This window comes from Mucilaginibacter sp. dw_454, assembly GCF_018449775.1.
Lineage (GTDB): Bacteria > Bacteroidota > Bacteroidia > Sphingobacteriales > Sphingobacteriaceae > Mucilaginibacter.
Window position 1 is genome coordinate 341,400 of the sequence record NZ_JAAVVB010000002.1, and the last position, 16,424, is coordinate 357,823.

The 16,424-nt window shown below is 43.3% G+C and carries 12 protein-coding genes; 4 read left to right on the forward strand and 8 right to left on the reverse strand.

Annotation, left to right across the window (positions count from 1 at the left end; translation table 11 throughout):
• Positions 1–76: 76 nt before the first annotated feature.
• The 4 genes from dnaE to HB679_RS08705 all read left to right on the forward strand — a co-directional run bounded on the left by dnaE (position 77) and on the right by HB679_RS08705 (position 6,920).
• The gene (gene dnaE, locus HB679_RS08690) at positions 77–3,661 is read left to right on the forward strand and encodes a DNA polymerase III subunit alpha (RefSeq protein ID WP_214071572.1); all 3,585 of its coding nucleotides are present in this window, start codon (positions 77–79) and stop codon (positions 3,659–3,661) included.
• A 250-nt stretch (positions 3,662–3,911) separates the two neighbouring features.
• The gene (gene trxA / locus HB679_RS08695; RefSeq protein ID WP_214071573.1) at positions 3,912–4,232 is read left to right on the forward strand and encodes a thioredoxin; all 321 of its coding nucleotides are present in this window, start codon (positions 3,912–3,914) and stop codon (positions 4,230–4,232) included.
• Positions 4,233–4,321: 89 nt separating this feature from the next.
• Complete coding sequence (locus HB679_RS08700) at positions 4,322–5,242, forward strand: DUF58 domain-containing protein (RefSeq protein WP_214071574.1); 921 nt, start codon at positions 4,322–4,324, stop codon at positions 5,240–5,242.
• 115 nt (positions 5,243–5,357) lie between these two features.
• Positions 5,358–6,920, forward strand: a complete 1,563-nt coding sequence (locus HB679_RS08705; RefSeq protein WP_214071575.1) for a glycoside hydrolase family 130 protein — start codon at positions 5,358–5,360, stop codon at positions 6,918–6,920.
• Positions 6,921–7,066: 146 nt separating this feature from the next.
• Here the strand turns inward: HB679_RS08705 and HB679_RS08710 are convergent, their stop codons facing one another.
• The 8 genes from HB679_RS08710 to HB679_RS08745 all read right to left on the reverse strand — a co-directional run bounded on the left by HB679_RS08710 (position 7,067) and on the right by HB679_RS08745 (position 16,406).
• Positions 7,067–8,074 (reverse strand): glycosyltransferase family 4 protein, encoded by a 1,008-nt coding sequence (locus tag HB679_RS08710; RefSeq protein ID WP_214071576.1) that lies wholly within the window; start codon positions 8,072–8,074, stop codon positions 7,067–7,069.
• Positions 8,074–10,353 carry a glycosyltransferase family 4 protein gene (locus HB679_RS08715; RefSeq protein ID WP_214071577.1) on the reverse strand — a complete coding sequence of 760 codons (2,280 nt, stop codon included), beginning with the start codon at positions 10,351–10,353 and terminating at the stop codon, positions 8,074–8,076. The genes HB679_RS08710 and HB679_RS08715 overlap by 1 nt, the downstream gene beginning before the upstream one ends.
• A gap of 217 nt (positions 10,354–10,570) precedes the next feature.
• A complete protein-coding gene (locus tag HB679_RS08720) occupies positions 10,571–11,758 on the reverse strand; it encodes an aspartate aminotransferase family protein (protein ID WP_214071578.1) in 1,188 nt (395 codons plus the stop codon).
• A 190-nt stretch (positions 11,759–11,948) separates the two neighbouring features.
• Positions 11,949–12,437 (reverse strand): hypothetical protein, encoded by a 489-nt coding sequence (locus tag HB679_RS08725; RefSeq protein ID WP_214071579.1) that lies wholly within the window; start codon positions 12,435–12,437, stop codon positions 11,949–11,951.
• A gap of 9 nt (positions 12,438–12,446) precedes the next feature.
• Positions 12,447–13,346 carry a hypothetical protein gene (locus HB679_RS08730; protein WP_214071580.1) on the reverse strand — a complete coding sequence of 300 codons (900 nt, stop codon included), beginning with the start codon at positions 13,344–13,346 and terminating at the stop codon, positions 12,447–12,449.
• Positions 13,347–13,408: 62 nt separating this feature from the next.
• The gene (locus tag HB679_RS08735; RefSeq protein ID WP_214071581.1) at positions 13,409–13,963 is read right to left on the reverse strand and encodes a sigma-70 family RNA polymerase sigma factor; all 555 of its coding nucleotides are present in this window, start codon (positions 13,961–13,963) and stop codon (positions 13,409–13,411) included.
• Between the two features lie 272 nt (positions 13,964–14,235).
• A complete protein-coding gene (gene bcp / locus HB679_RS08740; RefSeq protein ID WP_214071582.1) occupies positions 14,236–14,697 on the reverse strand; it encodes a thioredoxin-dependent thiol peroxidase in 462 nt (153 codons plus the stop codon).
• Complete coding sequence (locus tag HB679_RS08745) at positions 14,697–16,406, reverse strand: M23 family metallopeptidase (protein ID WP_214071583.1); 1,710 nt, start codon at positions 16,404–16,406, stop codon at positions 14,697–14,699. Before HB679_RS08745 ends, bcp begins: the two co-directional genes overlap by 1 nt.
• Positions 16,407–16,424 lie beyond the last annotated feature (18 nt).

Below are 16,424 nucleotides of genomic sequence, written 5' to 3' on the forward strand. Positions count from 1 at the left end.
TTTTTCAACAACCCGAAACGCCAAGTTGTTTTTTAGTAAATTTGTATTCGTACAAAAAATAGAGATAGAACAGACGATGCCCGATTTTTCGCACTTACACGTACATACCCAGTTTTCATTACTTGATGGTGCTGCTGATATATCCAAGCTATATAAAAAGGCAGCAGCAGATGGCATGAAGGCTTTGGCTATTACCGACCACGGTAATATGTTTGGTGTGTTTAAGTTTGTGGCAGAGGCAGGTAAGCATAATGTTAAACCTATTGTAGGCTGTGAGTTTTATGTGGTTGAAGATAGGCACAAAAAGCAGTTCACCAAAGAAAAGAAAGACATACGCCGCCACCAGCTGTTTCTTGCTAAAAATCCCGAAGGTTATAAAAACCTGGTTAAGCTGTGTTCTTACGGTTACATGGAGGGTTTGTATAGCAAATGGCCGAGGATTGACAAGGAGTTGATATTAAAGTACCACAAAGGGTTGATTGCAACCACTTGCTGTATTGGTGCATCTGTACCGCAAACTATCTTAAAAGGGACGCCCGAAGAAGCTGAAAACGAATTTAAATGGTGGTTAGATTTGTTTGGTGAGGATTACTACATCGAGCTGCAACGCCACGAAATCCCCGAGCAGGAAATCATCAATAATGTATTATTAAAATACGCTAAGAAATATAATGTAAAGGTTATCTGTTCTAACGATTCACACTACGTGGATCAGCAGGACTCAAACGCGCACGATATTTTGCTGTGTGTAAACACCGGCGATATGCAAAGCACGCCAATAGCTACCGACGAAGAAGGTGGTAAAGGCTATCGCTTTGGTTTCCCGAATGACCAGTTTTATTTTAAGACCCAGGCAGAAATGGGCAAGCTGTTTCATGACCTGCCTGAATCATTAGATAACACCAACGAGATTGTAGACAAGGTAGAAGTTTTGAAATTGAAGCGCGACATCCTGCTGCCCAATTTCGTTATCCCGGACGAGTTTAAGATTCACAGCGAACTTACACCTGATTATGACACACTGAATCAGTGGGAATACCTGAAGCACTTAACTTTTGAAGGGGCACGTCAGCGTTACAGCGATTTAACTGCCGAAATTGAAGAACGGATCAACTTCGAGCTGTTTACCATCCGTACTATGGGTTTTGCGGGATACTTTTTGATCGTTGCCGATTTCATTAAAGCCGGGCGCGACATGGGCGTATTCATTGGTCCGGGACGTGGTTCGGCGGCGGGTTCGGTAGTAGCATATTGTATTAGCATCACCAATATCGACCCTATAAAATATAACCTGCTGTTCGAGAGGTTCCTGAACCCCGATCGTAAGTCGATGCCCGATATTGATACGGATTTTGACGATGCCGGCCGCCAGAAAGTTATTGATTACGTGGTTGATAAATACGGCAAGAACCAGGTAGCACAGATTATTACTTACGGCTCTATGGCTGCCCGTACCAGTATCCAGGACGTGGGCCGTGTGCTGGATATGCCGTTGTCTGACGTTACAGCTATCAAGAAACTGGTACCCGACACGCTGGGCATTAACTTGCGCCAGGCGATTGAGCAGGTGCCGGAGCTGGATGCTATCTATAAATCGAACGATCTAAAAGGTATCGTACTTCGCGAGGCTGAAAAACTGGAAGGCTCTGTACGTAATACCGGCGTACACGCAGCGGGTATTATTATTGCACCTTATGATTTAACGGATATAGTACCCGTTGCTACAGCTAAAGATTCTGACCTGTTAGTTACGCAATATGACGGCCGTGTAATTGAAGATGCAGGCGTAATTAAGATGGACTTTTTGGGCTTAAAAACGCTGACCATTTTAAAAGATGCGCTGCGACTGATCAAGTTGAATCATGGTGTTGAAATAGATATAGATTACATCCCACTGGATGACCAGGAGACTTTTGAGCTTTACCAACGTGGCGATACCAACGGTACTTTCCAGTTTGAAAGTGACGGCATGCAAATGTACCTGCGCGATCTGAAACCCGATAAGTTTGAGGATTTAATAGCCATGAACGCGCTTTATCGACCGGGACCAATAGAGTACATTCCCAACTTTATTAACCGTAAACATGGCCGCGAACCGATAACCTTCGACGTGCCGGATATGGAGGAATACCTGGGCGAAACCTACGGTATTACCGTGTACCAGGAGCAGGTGATGCTTTTGTCGCAAAAACTGGCCGGCTTTAGTAAAGGCGACGCCGACGTGTTGCGGAAGGCCATGGGTAAGAAACAAATTGAGGTACTGAACAAAATGGAGGCTCAGTTTATGGACGGCGCCATTGCCAAAGGTCACCCCAAAGATAAACTCACCAAAATATGGAACGACTGGAAAGCATTTGCCCAGTACGCGTTCAATAAATCGCACTCCACCTGTTATGCTTTTGTGGCTTACCAAACGGCCTACCTAAAAGCCCACTACCCAGCCGAGTATATGGCAGCGGTTTTAAATAACCAGAATAACATGGAGAAGATCACCTTCTTTATGGAAGAGTGCCGCCGCATGGGTTTGGAGGTTTTGGGTCCGGATATTAACGAAAGTTATATGGCGTTTACGCCTAATAAACAAGGCGTTATTCGCTTTGGTTTGACAGGCGTTAAGGGTGTGGGTGAAAAAGCGGTTGAAAGCATTATTGAAGAACGCATTGAGCGCGGCCCTTACAAAACAGTTTATGATTTTGCACAAAGATCGAATACGCGCAACGTTAACCGTAAAGCTTATGAAAATTTGGTTTATGGTGGCGCTTTCGATAGTTTCGGCTTAAACCGCTCGCAATTCTTTGCCAAATCTGAAACCGTACAGATGACGGGCATAGAGCGTTTAACTAAATACGCTAACGATTATCAGAATACGCAGAATAGCTCACAGTCATCCTTGTTTGGTGGTTCGGTAGCATCTTATATACCGGAACCGGCTATGCCCGAGGCTGAAGAGTGGGCGCTGATAGAAAAGTTAAAATACGAAAAAGAGGTCATTGGTATTTACCTGACCGGTCACCCATTAGATAATTACAAACTGGAACTTGAGCGTTATTGCAACACTGATATCAAGGACCTGAAGAACATGCAGAAAGCGCGTTCGGGCGAGGGTGGCGAAGAAGTAATGGCGGCCTTTGCACAATTGCGCAAGCGTGGCGAGGTTGCCATAGGCGGCCTGGTAGGTAACGCCCAGCATAAAATGACCAAGACCGGCAAGCCTTTCGGTACCTTTGTTTTGGAGGACTATAATGAGTCGTACGAGTTTGCTTTGTTTGGCGATGACTATATCAAACACAAGGCTCTGATGGTTAATGGCTATTTCCTGCACATTAAAGGTAATATCGAAGAGAAATTTCGCCAGAAAGATAACTGGGATTTGCGGATCAGTACTGTGGCTCTGTTAACAGAGATGCGCGATAAACTGACTAAGTCGATCACCGTTAACCTGGATTTGAATGCTTTGAATGATGATCTGCTAACCGGTATCCAGGAAATCGTCGAAATGAATGCTCAAAAATACCCTATGCGTAACTGTACGCTCCGTTTCCGAATAAGCGGCGAAGGTATGCATGTAGAAATGCCTTCAAAAGCGTACAAGGTTAACCCAAGTGATGATTTGATGGCTGATATTTTTAATTTGACGAATGCGCAGCCGGTGCTGAATTGATTTAATTTACTTGTCATCTCGAGCTATAGCGAGAGATCTATACACACGCTAAGTAGCTCGGAATAGCTCGTGTATAGATTTCTCCCTTTGGTCGAAATGACAAAATAGGTGAGTGTTTTAGCCACTTCATCACCAAAGTGTATAAATGGCCTATTGTTAGTAATTTCTTTGTCAGAATGTCAGGTAAGCAGTTGTGGCAAGCCTTTTGAATAGTCTATATTTGTAACACAAATTTTTAATTTAAAAAATCATGGCTTTAGAAATAACAGACGCAAACTTTGAGGAGCTTGTGCTAAAATCAGATAAACCGGTATTAGTTGACTTTTGGGCAGAATGGTGTGGCCCTTGTCGTATGGTTGGTCCGGTAGTTGAAGAAATATCGAAAGAATACGCAGATACAGCAGTTGTAGGTAAAGTTAACGTTGATAACAACCCGGGTATCTCTGTAAAATATGGTATCCGCAACATCCCCGCCTTATTGTACTTCAAAAACGGCGAGATCGTTGATAAACAAATTGGCGCCGTTCCAAAATCTGTATTAGCAGGTAAATTAGATAAGCAATTAGCTTAATCTTTATATATTAAAGTATAAAAAAGCGTTACAAGTATTGTGACGCTTTTTTTATGCAATTTAGGCGGGTATAACTACATTAGTTTATTATGTCTCAGTTAAACGACGATCAGCAAATACGGCAGTTAGCCAATCTTGAACTCCTGGCCCGCCAGGTGGTTGAAGGTTTTATAACCGGCCTGCACCAAAGCCCGTTTCACGGTTTTTCGGTGGAGTTTGCAGAACATCGGCTGTACAACAACGGCGAGTCGGTAAAAAACATCGACTGGAAACTGATGGCCCGCACCGATAAGCTGTTTGTAAAGCAGTTTGAAGAGGAGACTAACCTGCGCTGTTATTTATTGCTGGATACCTCATCATCTATGAATTTCCCTGAAAAAGGGACCGATAAACTACAGTTTTCTATTAATGCTATCGCGTCGCTGATGTACCTGTTCAAAAAACAGCGCGATGCTTTTTCCTTGGGTCTTTTTTCAGATCAGCTGGATTGGCTTAGTCCCGTAAAATCGACTTCAGCACATTTATTTTACTTGTATGCCGAGCTACAGAAATTATACAATAATCCAAAGAAAAACACTACGACAAATATTACCAAAGTACTGCACCAGGTGGCCGACCAGGTTCACAAACGCTCGCTCGTGATTATTTTTAGCGACATGTTGGAGAATAACCTCGATTCAGAAAAAATGAATGACTTGTTTGCCGCTATTCAGCACCTAAAATACAATAAGCACGAGGTGGTGATCTTTAACGTTACCGACAAACCCAAGGAGCACGATTTTAATTTTGATAATCGCCCGCATCATTTTATAGATATAGAGAGTGGCGAAGAGGTTAAGGTTCATCCAGGCAAAATCCGCGAAGCTTATCAATCTGCCCTGCATAACTATAAGCATCAATTAGAGCTGAAGTGCGCGCAATACCATATTGACCTGGTAGATGCCGCTATAAGTGATGGTTATTATAATATCCTTAAATCATATTTGATCAAGCGAAACAGCATGGTATAAAACCATTTATGCCTGAGCCTGATAAATAAACCTGTTTTTCGCGCTAAAAAAGCAAATTAGCCAAATCAATTTGAGCATGCGTGTGTTAAAACATTGAACCCACTTAATACAATTTATGAAGTTATCTGTTGAACGAAAGCCGGTAAGAGTTAATCCAGATCCCAAACGTGTTATTGCAAGATTCTTTTTCAACGGTAATGACCGCGCCAAAGAAGTCCTTGAGCGCGTTATCAGCATCAGCGAAGAAGAGGCGTTCAGCATCATATCGCCGTTGTTACAGGAGTACTCTAAACGGCACCGTAATATTACCCGCGTACTCAATCGCCACTGCAGCAAACTAAAGCCTTTCTTTTCAGAATTGAATATAGATTACGATACACTTACTGTTTATCGCAAACTATTGATAGGCTCTTATTTCACGCACGAGTATTCTATCGAGTCGGCGGCATTTTTTAACCCGTCGATAGTACAGGACCCGGATCAAACCGAGCTAACCGAAGGCGAACGCCGCGTGATCATGAGCTTCAGGGCAGTGGGCGAGGGGCACATTTCTTCAATTACCTTCCGCCGCGCGCTCATCGACAAAAATAATAATATCACCGTTTTACCGGCCGGTAATTATATTGACGAAGCCGAAATTGTGCGTAACGCGGTGTATAATAAGAAGTTGTTTTTTGACAAAGCAGCCATCACGCAGATCAATATTGATGTGCTGCATGAGCTGGAATCAAAATTAGATCATCACTTTGAATACTCTAACCTGCGCCGCATCATTCTTGATTCGCAGAAGCTGCAGGAAAGTGATATGAAGAAACTGGAGTACGATAAAGTACTTTGGCTGGCCGATTCTTACTACGAGATCGTTTTCTCGCTGGATACTGATATATCTGACCGGGTGATCTTCCCGATATCAGAATATGAGCGCAAAGGTATTGAGGACGCGCGTTTTGTGGAGTTTATAAATGAGGATGGCAGCTGCGTTTATTACGCCACCTATACCGCTTACGATGGTGCATTGATTATGCCAAAACTATTGCAGACCAACGATTTTTATAACTTCAAGATCATGCCATTATACGGCGACGGTGCGCAGAATAAAAACCTGGCGCTCTTCCCTCGCAAAGTTAACGGCAAATATGTTATGATATCGCGTATTGATGGTTGCAACAACTACATCATGTACTCGGACAAGATCAATATCTGGGAGAAACCAATCTTGCTGCAAAAACCCAAATTTAGCTGGGAATTTGTACAAATAGGTAACTGCGGCTCACCAATTGAAACCAAACATGGCTGGATAGTGATTACACATGGTGTGGGCCCAATGCGTCGTTATGTGTTAGGCGCAAGCTTGCTGAAGCTAGATGACCCGGAAGTGGAAATCGGTCGCCTAAAAGAGCCTATCCTGATCCCAAACAGCGACGAGCGCGAAGGTTATGTACCAAACGTAATTTATTCATGTGGATCAATCATCAACAATAATAAACTGATCATTCCTTACGGATTGTCTGATTACTCGACCTCGTTTGCCGAGATTGATCTTGATGAGCTGATTGCCAAATTTAAAGAGGATGGTGCTGTAGTGATCGAAGACCGAAAAGAGATGAAGAAAGTAAACAAAGAAAAAGCCGCTAAAGAAAAAGCGGATGCTCTGCTAAATAATAAAGCCATTTACTAAGCAAAAAGCCGAAGCATTTATTTTGCTTCGGCTTTTTTGTTTGTTGTGAGTTTCTAAAGTGGGTGTCATCCTGAGCCCGTCGAAGGATGAGCGTTGGGCCTTACCCGCTATGCTTCGACGGGCTCAGCATGACAACGCTTCTTGGTTTATTTTTCCAATATCTGTTGATACAATCTAAAATAATCACCAGCCATTTTCTCTGTCGAAAATTGTGAAGACGCCCAATCGAGGCAAGTTTTGCGATTAATGTTTTTTAATTCGTCTACTACTTCAACCGCTTCATCAACGGTGTTGACCAGAAAGCCTGTTTCGTTATCTTTGATCAATTCCGGCATAGAGCCTTTATTAAAAGCGATAACCGGCGTACCGCAAAGCATCGATTCGGCTACACTTAAACCAAATGGCTCGGCGAAGTTGATAGGATGTAAAAGGGCGATGGCATTGCCCAAAAGCGCATTGCGTTTTTCTGGCCCGGCGCTACCAACGTAGGCTATATCCTCATCAAGCTGCGGTTCTATTTTCTCTTTAAAATAATTCTCGTCCTGGATAATACCTGCAATTAGCAGTTTACGCTTGCTTTTCCTGGCTATTTCAATCGCTTCGGCAGTGCCTTTGTCAGGATGGATGCGGCCGAAGTACAAAAGGTAATCTTGCGGCCTATCGTTAAATTCAAAGTCAGCAGTATTTAGGCCATTGTATACAGTGGCCAGGTAGTTTAGATCCGGGCTACGGTCGCTATTGCTTATCGATACATAATTATTGATATCGTTATATTTCTTATAAACCGGGATGATCTGCTTGGATGAAAAACCATGTATGGTAGTAATCATCGGCGTCTTGATTAACCGCGAATAAGTAAGCGGTAAAAAGTCGAAATTGTTATGAATGATATCGAACTGGCCGGCCTTTTCCATCAGGTTACTAATGTGCAGGCATTCCAGTACCTTGGCGTCGCGCCCGCGATCTTCCTCATAACCTTTTTCGCAGATCGATTCCAGTTTGCCGGCAGTAATAGAATCGCCGGTAGCGAACAGTGTAACCTCAACGCCTAGCTTAATCAGTCCTTCAGCAATATTTGACGATACCTGCTCCCACGGCCCGTAATGCCTGGGCGGTGTGCGCCAGGCAACAGGTGATAAAACAGCAGCCTTCATTATTTTGCGCCCACTAATTTTTGCGGAAAACGGTTGTATTCGTATTCCAGCTCAAATGCTTCTAACACAGTCAAGTGCGATATCAGGTAGGCCAGTGTACTTTCGGCGCCCTGGTTACGGTTAATGCCGGTTGGCAGTAAGCCATCGCAGCCACCTTTGGTTTCGTGATCATATAATGGGGCACGCAGGCTGTTTTCGCCCAGGAACCATTTATAGCACAAGAACATTTTTTCGATATGCTCCGGTTTTCTGAAAATTTGATAAGCCTGGAAGTGCATCAGCACCATCGCCATCGTTTCAATAGCCTGCTGGTCATACAGCGGGAATTTGCCACCGCGGGTATACCAACCTTCATTACCAACCGGCGTTAAATAGCCGGCTGATAAGGTAAGATTATCCAAAAAGTTCATGGTTTTTAAAGCCACTTCCTTAACACGCTCGTTGCCGGTTATTTGTGATGAGTGCAATAAAGCCAATGGCAGGATAGCGTTGTCGTAAGTCATGGTTTCTTCAAACCAATGCCAGTCGTCGGCGTGATTTGCATCGTAGGCGTCTATCAGCGGTGTAGTTAGCCTGATCATCTCGTTGGTCATGCCCTCATCAGTTGGATGCACTTCCAGGTACAAAGCTATACCGATAATAGTGTTGGCCATACCTCTTAAGTGTACCAATCGTTTGAAGTGAGGGAACGAAGCCTGAAAAATTTCGGTAGCAAACTCTTTGTATGAATTGCTGGAAGCTTTTGCTATCAAATAACCTAAACTCCAAACCGTACGGCCGAATGAATCCTCAGAACCAACGTCGTCCAGATACTGGCGACTAAAGCTCATAAAGTTGCGGAAGTTACCGTCGTCGGTTTGCATGTAGTGAATGTAACTCAGGTAAATTGGCAGCAATTCAAATGCTTCGCGACTGCCGCTACGTTTATGAGCCATTAAGGCCATGATCAACGCACGGGCATTGTCATCTAAACAATAGCCTTCTTTCAGATTAGGGATACCGTATTTAGCATGTTGTACAATACCAGTGTCATCAGTTAAACGCAGCACGTGTGCCAGGCTGAACTTAGGCATGATTTCCGGATCGACGATGCTGTTTTTCAGGATCTTATCTCTAAAATCGTGCTCGTAGCTGGCCTCCTGCGCAACTCTGATAAACTCTGCACCAACAACCGGCCACCGTAAATGTAATCCATATTCGTATGCATTTTGGCGCATTTCATTGATAACTCTTTCCTGATCTAACAGCTCGATAACTATATCGGCTAAAGCGTCAGAATTTTTGAAATCGAAAAGTCGACCACGGTTATGGTCCAGTAATTCTTGTGCATGCCAATATGGGGTTGATACCACTGCGGCACCCGAACCAACTGCATAAGATAAAGTTCCGCTGGTAATCTGGGCCTCGTTCAGATATGGCGTAACATAGATCTCGCAGGCAGATAGATATTGAATCAATTCTTCCTCGACTACAAACTTATTGATAAACGCCAGGTTTTGCGCTACGCCCAATTGGTTAGCTAAAGTTTTTAAGTGATCGCGATATTCCTCGCCCGAGTTTTTGATAACGCCCGGGTGGGTATTACCCAATACCACATACATAACATCCGGATGGTCTTTAACAATCCGCGGCAACGCACGTACTACGGTTTCTAAACCTTTGTTACGGCTTATCAAACCGAAGGTCAATAATACGCGACGATTTTTAAACGGCGTTAAGTTTTTAACCGGGTTGTCTTCCGGTGCTTCCACGTCAGGTACGCCATGCTCAATGATCTGTATTTTGTCGGCAGGTATATCATATATGTTGATCAAGAATTCTACCGCACGCTGGCTCATTACAATGATCTTGGATGATTGCTCAGCTATCTCGCGAATAATAACGCGTTGTACGTAACTCGGATCTTTTAAAATAGTATGTAATATAGAGATCAATGGTTTTTCTAAACGATTGATCAATGGCAGAATGTAGATGCCGCTTTCGCCACCATAAATACCAAACTCATGCTCCAATATTACTGCATCGGCCGTACTGGTATTGATATAATTTGCTGCGCGGATATAGTCTTTTTGGTGATTTTGACGGATGATATATTTAACTTCTTCAGGATATTCGTATTGATGTACATCTTCAGAATCATTCAGTGCAACTACAAAATCGCCTTTTAGCAAGCCGCTGCGCTCCGGAAAATTTGAGCCAATGGCCCGCATCAGGTTTTGATTAAAAGTAGCAATTCCGCATTCTCGGGGTGGGTAGGTTGATATATAAGCTATTTTCATGTTTTTTGGTAGTATTGTAGATCTGGTCATGGGTCAGTATGTTTTTCCTGCGAAATATTTCTATAGTGACTAAAAAAGAGTGCACTTGTGCCGTTAAAAACGGCTTTTTATTAGTTTAAATGCACTTTTCGGTAGTATGCCCTATATTTGCATAAACCATACCAAGAATTGTGGAAAACAGCTGTAATTATAGCTGGCAGGAAAATTTAACGCAGGCTTAACAATAGAAGCTAACAGCGTCAATAATTACACCACAAGCTTTTTTAATCTCATCGGTAGTGATGATGAGGGGAGGAGCAATACGCATGGCGTTGTCGCAATGCAAAAACCAGTCGGTAATAACCCCATTGGCAATGCATCGGTCAATAATTTTTTTGTTGATGTCGAAGTTTTCGAGTTCAACGGCCAGCATCAGGCCTTTGCCTCTTACTTCTTTTATGGCTGGATGAACAAGCAAGCTGCGCATCAACGCTTCTTTTTCGGCTACGGTATCTATCAGCTTTTCATCCAACAAAACCTCTAAAGCTGTCAGGCCCGCAGCGCAACAAACCGGGTGACCGCCAAACGTAGTGATATGGCCCAGAATAGGATTTTCCTTTAAAGCGCTCATAATTTTGTTGGACGACACGAAAGCACCTACCGGCATACCGCCGCCCAGCGCTTTAGCCAATAATAATATATCAGGAACAATATCAAAATGCTCAAAAGCGAAGAGCTTACCCGTACGGCCCATAGCGGCCTGAATCTCGTCCAGGATCAGTAAGGTGCCGGTTTCGTCGCAGCGTTTGCGCAGGGCTTGCATATAGGCGTAATCAGGTACGCGGATACCGGCCTCGCCTTGTACTGTTTCGATGATTACACAAGCGGTTTGGTCGGTGATTAAACTTAAATCATCAATGTTATTGAATTGGATAAAGCCAACGCCGGGCAACAAAGGGCGATACGCTTGTTTAAAATCCTCATTACCCATTACACTTAAAGCGCCGTGGGTGCTGCCATGATAAGAGTTTTTACAAGCGATAATTTGTTGGCGACCGGTGTAACGTTTGGCCAGTTTTAATGCTCCCTCAACTGCTTCGGCGCCTGAATTTACAAAGTATACCGATTGCAGGTTACCGGGTAATATAGACGTCAATTTCTCGGCAAAGCGCACTTGTGGGGTTTGCACATATTCGCCATAAACCATCAGGTGCATGTATTTGTCTACCTGGTCTTTGATTGCCCGGATAACTTTTGGATTACTGTGCCCCAGGTTACTTACACCGATACCAGAGATCAGGTCGATATAGCCTTTACCGGCCGAGTCATACAAATGCACACCTTCGGCCCGCTCAAATTCAAGCAGCAGCGGGAAATCGGTCGTTTGCGCGTTGTTGGCTAAAAATAACTGGCGAAGGGTTAACATATCGCCCAAAAATACGAAATGAAAGTAGCTTGGTTTGATAAATAAACAGAAATGTCATATCGAGCATAGCGAGATATCTATACGCGAGTTCGATCGACGCTTAGCGTGTGTATAGATCTCTCACTCGTACCTCGTTTCGAGATGACATTTTTATTAAAAGACAGGTGTATTAAAGACGGCGGTTGCCGAATTATCTCGGTTTATTAGGATTTTGTTCGTGTAACTTACGTACCAGTTCATCGTTAAACTCGCGCTCGGCTTTTAAAAGCTGGCCCACCTTCTCCGGTGGCAGTACTTTCATAAACTCTTCGTTGTAATGTTTGCGGATCTCTACGAGTTGACTATCGTAATCCAAATCTTTTTTTACTTGTTCGGCACCATTAGCCTGCGAGTCGGTAGTGTTCAAACGTTTTAAGCGTCTAACCTCAATCAGGTCATTTTGATATTGGCGATATAGCGGCCAAAACCTGGTAGCCTGATCGCGCGTTAAATTTAATTGCTGACTGATGAATGACTCTTTAACTACCTGTATGCGGCGCATACCCGGATTGGCCGGCCGGGCTGCTCTGAAGAGTTGGTTTTGCTGACGCATTTCCGCGTGTATGCCTTGCGAATAACCTGTATAGCTAACGACTGAAAGTAATAATATAACAAAAATGTGCTTACACAAGATATTCATTGCTTATTATTATTGGTCGGTATAATCTTGTAAGGCAGCTTTCAGATCATCTGTATTAACAGATAGATCTTCGGTAGCCACGGTATGTTGCGTATCAGAACCATCCATGTTTTGTTCAAGATAGTTTTGAATATCGCTTACCGGAATAGTTGACAACTCTTTATGTAAAAAAGAACGATCGTGAATAGCTTCTGGCGATTCTACTTTTAAAAATACGCCACCGCCCACCATTAAAACTAAGCAAGCAGCAGTAGCATATTTAAACGCGTTTGTTGATAGCATGCGGATAACCGCGCCTTTGCGTTTTACAACGTCTTTGTTAACTGTTTGATTTAAGATCTCTTTATTTAAACGATTGAAATACCCTTCCGGAACAGTGAATGTATCTGTTGTACCAGCCATTACTTCTTCCACTGCAATACGGCTTTGAATGCTGTTGCTCAGGTTCTCAAAATAACCTTCGGGAATGGTAAGGCCACTATCAGCCATCATCAATTCAGCTACGGTTAGCTGGGCCTGGATATTATCGTTTAAGGTTTCAAAGTAACCTTCAGGAACGGTTAAGCCTTCATCTGAGTTCAATAACGCTTCTTCAACAGCTATGCGGCTTTGAATATTGCTGCTTAACTCATTAAAATAATCTTCAGGAACGGTTAAGCCGGTATTTTCAAGATTCAATAGCTCCTCAACCACAATACGGCTTTGGATGTTATCTGCTAAATTTTCGAAGTAATTTTGGGGCACGGTGAAGTGATCAGGCGAAATAGTGTTTTTCATTTCGTCCAGCTTAATTGCCATATTGATACGATCTGAAAGCTCATTAAAATAGCCCTCAGGTACCTTAAACGGATTTGTTGTGCTTATCCGTTTAAGCTGCTCATAGTCATTTAGCCACTCTTTATTTTCCATATCCCTTGCCATGATTACCTATAGATGAAATTTTGATGAAAAGGTTTAATCATGTTTTTAAATTAATCTGCTGCAAGTAAAATGTTTTCTATTTTTTTTACCGCCAAATGGAACGATGCCTTTAACGCACCCACACTGGTGCCCAAAACCTGCGACATTTCTTCGTATTTCATGTCCTCGTAGTATTTCATGTTGAACACCAAACGCTGTTTTTCGGGCAGGGTTAATATGGCCTGCTGCAATTTTTTTTGTGCTGCATCGCCATTAAAGTAGCTGGAATCGGCCAGGGTATCAGCCAAATTATAAGCTTCGTCCTCTATAGAAATATTGTTCCGTTGTTTCTTTTTATTCAGGAAGGTAATACATTCGTTGCTGGCAATGCGGTACATCCAGGTATACAATTGCGAGTCGCTGCGGAAACCTGCCAGGTTTTTCCAAACCTTAATAAAAACGTCCTGCACCAGGTCGTCGGCATCATCATGGTCAATCACCATACGGCGAATGTGCCAGTAAATTTTTTGCTGATATTTATTCAGAAGCAGGTTAAATGCTTCGTTCCGGGTGCGCTCATCCTGGAACTTACTGAGTATTTCTGCATCTTCAACCTGTGTAGGCATGGCTCTGTGAAATTATTTTTACTATAAATAGTTATTTAAAGTTTTTGTTTTAGATGACTATTTGCGCTAAAATAGGTAATTATTTTTTGATGGCAATGTATATCGGCGATTACTCACCCTGACATCGCTTCGCTTGTCGACCCTCTCTTCGACTTCGTCGGAAAGAGGGTTGTTGGATCAAGGCTGAATTCAACCCTCTTTCCCGCTTGCGGAAGAGAGGGTGGTCCAGCGCAGCTTAGACCGGGTGAGTCCTTACGCTATGCTACTAAAATTTAGGCCAACAAATCCAACACCTGCTGTGATGAAGCCTTGGTATCTACCTTATCAATTACATTTTTGATCACACCATCGGCGTCAATAATAAAAGTAGTGCGTACGGTACCCATATACTTTTTGCCGTACATATTTTTCTCGCCCCAAACGCCATAGGCTTCAACAATGCTGTGGTCGGTATCGGCTATCAGCGGGAACGGAAGGTTATGTTTGGTTACAAATTTTTTGTGCGATTTTTCATCGTCGGTGCTTACACCAACAACTTCATAACCCTTGCCAATTAGCGATTGATAATTATCTCTGAAATCGCAGGCCTCGGCAGTACAACCCGGCGTATCATCCTTCGGATAAAAATATAGGATAACCGTTTTGCCTTTAAAATCTGATAAAGAAACGGTGTTGCCGTTTTGATCTTTAGCTGTAAAATCGGGGGCTTTGCTGCCTGCTGTAGGTGTTGCCATTATCTTGTAAATTGTGCTGTGTATTGGGTAAAGTTGTTTTTAGCGTCGCCAACAACAAGTTCAAAATTGTGCTTGCCGCGACTGACGCTGTCATCAAAGGTATAACTTAACACCTTAGTTTTATAATCCCAGGCCATCAAAACCCATTTGCCATCAATCTTGCCATTATAGGTTTTTACGCCGGTTAAATTGTCGCCTATGCGGAAAAATATGCCGTGCGCTTTAGCCATGGTTGCGCCATTATGAATATTAAGCGGAATAACGTAGGGCGGTGTAACATCCACTGTAACATAAAAATCGCCGAAGGAACGGGCTTTGCCTTTAACGTACCCATTTTCATAAATGCAGCTATCGCACAGGCCGCCACTGCCGGTTATTACGGCTTTGCCGGCCAGGTCGCCCAGCGGTAAGTCCGGCTTTATCCAGATGTCGTAACGGTCGTGTATGGGTGTTAGTTTATTATGGATGCGATGAGTGATAGAGTAGGCTCCCGGTTTTTTGGCCAGGCTATCATAAGTAAATTCGACATTGTCATATAAATTACCCGGATCAACAATAACCTTTAATCTGGAAGTAGTAAACACGTTCACCCTGTCATAATAAAACAAGTTCGACGGTGGTTTGGCCGCCGCTACAGGTGGCGCAGGTTTTGAATGGACTTTTAAATTAATGGTTGATGTATTGCCCGCTACGTCTTTCACCACGTATTGCACATCATGTACCTGGTCGTCATTAAAATTTACAATACCGCGGTTGATAGACTGCGGATAAAGCGAGATATGACTACCCGGTGGTACAAAGCATTTTTGCATGAACCTATGCTCGCGCAAAAAGGATGGATAATCAATATAGCCATTAATGGCATGTGTCTGGTCAAAAGCAAAACGCTCGGCAGCAAAGGTGTAAACCGTTTTGCCATCAATATTTAATTGGATGGAATAAGCCCCGTTTCTATTGGATGAAGCATTGTTCATATCGGTAGTTGAAATGCCGAAAGCCGTATTGCCGCTAACCTCTATAACTTGTGGTCGTATTAAGTGGTAATTACCCATCGCGCCGGCTACTGCCATAAATTGATGCGGCGTGTATTCGCTAAACGGACGGTTGCCCATCGAATAAACACCAACGGCAGTAATAGTCGGTGGGATATGATCCGGGATAGTAATACCAAACAATTGCGGATTAACAGTTTCTTCTGTCTTAGTCTCCCTGATTTCAAAATGCGAATGCGGCCCCGCTACAGCGCCCGACTGCCCTGAAATGGCAATCACATCGCCTTTATGAACAGTGATTTGATTAGGCTGCAGGTTAAAATCGACCTCAAATAATTGGTTTTGATATTGATAATCATGCACGGCCTTTGCTATTTCAGGGGCGAAAGTTAGATTGTGCATGTAAACGGTAGTATAACCGTTGGGGTGATTAATATAAACGATATTACCCCCTCCGCCAAACTGTACCCGTACCCGCGAGATATATCCATCTGCGGCGGCATGTACCGGGTAGCCCGTACGCTGATTGGTACGGAAATCAATACCGGCATGGAAGTGCATGGGTCTTAGCTCGGCGAAACCACCGGCGGCAGCGGGCGGTAAATCCAACGGATACCGAAAGTAATCCTGCGGGTAATCGCGGCTTTGTATGGGTTTTTGTGCGTAAACAAACTGAAAGCTCAATAAGAACAGTAGGGGGTAGCAATATTTATTCATTAAAAGATATACAGCCGA

Excerpts from the sequence above, each read along its gene's own strand:
- dnaE (WP_214071572.1), top strand. The coding sequence starts at position 77 with ATGCCCGATTTTTCGCACTTACACGTACATACCCAGTTTTCATTACTT.
- trxA (WP_214071573.1), top strand. The coding sequence starts at position 3,912 with ATGGCTTTAGAAATAACAGACGCAAACTTTGAGGAGCTTGTGCTAAAA.
- HB679_RS08700 (WP_214071574.1), top strand. The coding sequence starts at position 4,322 with ATGTCTCAGTTAAACGACGATCAGCAAATACGGCAGTTAGCCAATCTT.
- HB679_RS08705 (WP_214071575.1), top strand. The coding sequence starts at position 5,358 with ATGAAGTTATCTGTTGAACGAAAGCCGGTAAGAGTTAATCCAGATCCC.
- HB679_RS08710 (WP_214071576.1), bottom strand. The coding sequence starts at position 8,074 with ATGAAGGCTGCTGTTTTATCACCTGTTGCCTGGCGCACACCGCCCAGG.
- HB679_RS08715 (WP_214071577.1), bottom strand. The coding sequence starts at position 10,353 with ATGAAAATAGCTTATATATCAACCTACCCACCCCGAGAATGCGGAATT.
- HB679_RS08720 (WP_214071578.1), bottom strand. The coding sequence starts at position 11,758 with ATGTTAACCCTTCGCCAGTTATTTTTAGCCAACAACGCGCAAACGACC.
- HB679_RS08725 (WP_214071579.1), bottom strand. The coding sequence starts at position 12,437 with ATGAATATCTTGTGTAAGCACATTTTTGTTATATTATTACTTTCAGTC.
- HB679_RS08730 (WP_214071580.1), bottom strand. The coding sequence starts at position 13,346 with ATGGAAAATAAAGAGTGGCTAAATGACTATGAGCAGCTTAAACGGATA.
- HB679_RS08735 (WP_214071581.1), bottom strand. The coding sequence starts at position 13,963 with ATGCCTACACAGGTTGAAGATGCAGAAATACTCAGTAAGTTCCAGGAT.
- bcp (WP_214071582.1), bottom strand. The coding sequence starts at position 14,697 with ATGGCAACACCTACAGCAGGCAGCAAAGCCCCCGATTTTACAGCTAAA.
- HB679_RS08745 (WP_214071583.1), bottom strand. The coding sequence starts at position 16,406 with ATGAATAAATATTGCTACCCCCTACTGTTCTTATTGAGCTTTCAGTTT.